Genomic DNA, 2,827 nt, shown 5'->3' with positions numbered 1-2,827 from the left:
CCGACGTTAACGTGGGGAAGGGAACGATCAAACTTTTCCTTAGCCATCGATACAGTCCTCCGCAGAAGAAATAGTCACTACAACTGATAAAACAAAGGCAGATATTTTCATATCTGCCTTGTTTATATGGAGCTCTTGAGCGGACTTGAACCGCTGACCTCACCCTTACCAAGGGTGTGCTCTACCAACTGAGCTACAAGAGCGTAACACTTTGCGCAACAACAGCAAACTTGGAGCGGGTAGCGGGAATCGAACCCGCATCATCAGCTTGGAAGGCTGAGGTTCTACCACTAAACTATACCCGCGGAGCTTGCGGCTCTCGCTAAACTGGTGGAGGGGGAAGGATTCGAACCTTCGAAGTCGAAGACGTCAGATTTACAGTCTGATCCCTTTGGCCACTCGGGAACCCCTCCTGAGTGTGGGCGGCATTTTCAACTCTTGCCGTCCTGCTGTCAAGCTTTTTCTCATTAAAATCTTGAGGTTAGCTACTTTGACAACAGCTTCCGGTCTTACCACCTCAGTGGTGTTCCCTGCGAAGCGGGCGCCATTCTATCAAGCTATTCACCAGTTGCAATACCCTCGCATAAAATAATTTTGTGTTTTAAGTCTTTGAAATCCTTGGAAAGACTTGAGAGCACCGCAGAGTCCAGCAAACGCTCGCTTTCGGCCGCAACTTTGAGCCAGCGCCCATCAGCACCTGGCAATTGGCCTGGCACCTCCGCTGTCGAAATATCCAGGCTTACCAGGCGCTGACGTAGCGCGTCCAACTGCTCTTGAGTCTGAACCCCTCCGACAACCAGGCATTCATCGCGGCGCTTGGCCGGCGCTGAAGCGCCTGTTTCACGCAATAGGCGGATTTCTTGCTGACTACCTTTGTACAAGGAAAGAGGCGCAACCTCCTTGGCCTTCAGAGGCGCCTCCTGTTGATGCCAGACGTAATAAGCGATATTGAGCACCACCAATAGCAGAAACAACCAACGCATAGGCACCTCAACCCAGTGGACAGGCAATGGCCAGACCGACAAAGACCAGATCGGGCACCACCCGAACCTGAGGAACGGCATCTCTTACCAAAGGCGCATCCCCACCGGTAAGGAACGCCGTGAATGACTCACCCCATAACACCTGTGCTTGCTCAATCTGCGTGCGCGCAAAACCCTGTAACATCAACACGCACCCGCGCTCGACAGCTTCCACGGTGGAGCGTCCCGGCACGAGACTGATCAAAGCTCGCTCAGCTGAAGCATCGTCGTAACGAATCCGACGGGTGTGGGTGCGCAATTGGCTACGCATCAGCGGCATACCCGGGCAAATGTAACCGCCCAAATGCTGTCCGTCCGCAGCGACGAAGTCCGCCTTGGCTGCGGTGCCCAAGTCGATGACCAAGCACGCCCCTTTTGCCAGATGGTACGCACCCAGTGCCGCCAACCAGCGATCCATACCCAGTCGCTGATAATCGTCGTATCCGTTGCGCACGCCCGCCATTTCACGGGCAGGATGAGCAACTAGCACCCGGACACCGAAATGCTGTGCCAACTGTAGGCAAAGCGCGTCGGTTTCTTCTTCGCTGCGCACACTCACCATCCGGCTACCACTGAGGCGCACGGAAGGCAACGCTGACACTTCGGCCAGCAGTGCCTGATCAGAATCGACTATGCCTCCACCCACAATGGTCGCATCGCCGGCGTGAATTACACGCCACTTGATGAAACTATTTCCGCAGTCGAGCTCAAGAATCATCACGCAACCTCAAACTGAGCTCTCCAGCACTAAAGCTCTTTTCCACACCTTCGACCTCGAGACGCAAGGCGCCTAGCCCATCAACCCCAAGCATCACACCATCGATACGGTTACTACCTGCAATCAGGGACACTGTGCGCCCCTGCCACAGGTTTGCCTGCTCCCACTCTTCCTGGAATGCCGCAAACCCGTAACGACGATGACGGGCCAACTCATGCTGCAGTTGCTGGTTGAGCTGCGCGACCAGACGGTTGCGGTCGATTGACCCACCTACCTCACGCTTCATCGAAGTCCACTGCTGATCGACCCGGTCATTGCTCTGCATGTTCACATTGATACCGATACCCAGCACTACATGACATACATCCGCAGGATCGCCGACCAACTCCAGCAGGATGCCCGCAATTTTCCGCTCTCCCACCAGCACATCATTCGGCCATTTCAAGCCGGCAGCATCCAAACCGAACACCTGCAAGGTGCGCATGACCGCCAATCCTACGACCAGGCTCAGCCCTTCGAGCTGGCGCATGCCGCCTTCGACCCGCAGAACCAGGCTGTAATAGAGATTCTCAGCGAAAGGACTCATCCATTGGCGCCCGCGCCGACCCCGGCCAGCTGTCTGTTGCTCCGCCAAAACGAGAAACGGCGCGGACTCGCCCCGAGCAATAAGACGTAGAGCTTCGGCATTGGTGGAATCTATTGTCTCGTGAATCCAAAGCGGCCAATGATCGCCCCGGCCGTGCTTATGGATAACCTCAGACTCGAGCAAAGTCAGCGGTACGGCCAATTGATAGCCACGACCACGCACCTTGTGAATAACAAGGTTCAATTCGCTTTCCAGGTGCTGCAGCTGCTTCCACACGGCGCTGCGACTCACCCCCATTGCTTCCCCTAGGGCCTGCCCGGAATGGAACCGGCCATCCTTGAGGAGATTCAACAACTTCAGCATGCCAGTCTCGACTTGGAATTAGGCTGGCATGATAGCCACGGCCCGGGGGCTTGCATAGGAAAAGGGCCCACAGAAAGGCAGTACTCGAGCAACAGAGGGAGAAAATGGTCGGCACCAGAAAAGACAAAACCCCTACCT

The 2,827-nt window shown here is 55.4% G+C and carries 3 protein-coding genes and 3 tRNA genes; all 6 read right to left on the bottom strand.

Annotated features, from left to right (window positions below):
* Positions 1-127 precede the first annotated feature (127 nt).
* The 6 genes from HMPREF3173_RS05365 to birA all read right to left on the bottom strand — a co-directional run bounded on the left by HMPREF3173_RS05365 (position 128) and on the right by birA (position 2,689).
* Positions 128-203, bottom strand: a tRNA-Thr gene (locus tag HMPREF3173_RS05365).
* A gap of 28 nt (positions 204-231) precedes the next feature.
* Positions 232-305 (bottom strand) — tRNA-Gly (locus tag HMPREF3173_RS05360).
* A gap of 23 nt (positions 306-328) precedes the next feature.
* A tRNA-Tyr gene (locus HMPREF3173_RS05355) sits at positions 329-413 on the bottom strand.
* Between the two features lie 144 nt (positions 414-557).
* Positions 558-983 (bottom strand): hypothetical protein, encoded by a 426-nt coding sequence (locus HMPREF3173_RS05350; RefSeq protein ID WP_043215917.1) that lies wholly within the window; start codon positions 981-983, stop codon positions 558-560.
* 7 nt (positions 984-990) lie between these two features.
* Positions 991-1,740, bottom strand: coding sequence for a pantothenate kinase (locus HMPREF3173_RS05345; protein WP_043215919.1), 750 nt, complete (start codon positions 1,738-1,740; stop codon positions 991-993).
* On the bottom strand, positions 1,730-2,689 hold the full coding sequence (birA, locus tag HMPREF3173_RS05340) for a bifunctional biotin--[acetyl-CoA-carboxylase] ligase/biotin operon repressor BirA (RefSeq protein WP_070571823.1): 960 nt from the start codon (positions 2,687-2,689) through the stop codon (positions 1,730-1,732). Before birA ends, HMPREF3173_RS05345 begins: the two co-directional genes overlap by 11 nt.
* Positions 2,690-2,827: the final 138 nt, after the last annotated feature.

The sequence above is a fragment of the Pseudomonas sp. HMSC08G10 genome, from assembly GCF_001808425.1.
GTDB lineage: Bacteria > Pseudomonadota > Gammaproteobacteria > Pseudomonadales > Pseudomonadaceae > Aquipseudomonas > Aquipseudomonas guariconensis.
This window is presented reverse-complemented; position numbering and strand designations above follow the sequence as displayed.

Coding starts and splice junctions, on each gene's coding strand:
- HMPREF3173_RS05350 (WP_043215917.1), bottom strand. CDS start 983: ATGCGTTGGTTGTTTCTGCTATTGGTGGTGCTCAATATCGCTTATTAC.
- HMPREF3173_RS05345 (WP_043215919.1), bottom strand. CDS start 1,740: ATGATTCTTGAGCTCGACTGCGGAAATAGTTTCATCAAGTGGCGTGTA.
- birA (WP_070571823.1), bottom strand. CDS start 2,689: ATGCTGAAGTTGTTGAATCTCCTCAAGGATGGCCGGTTCCATTCCGGG.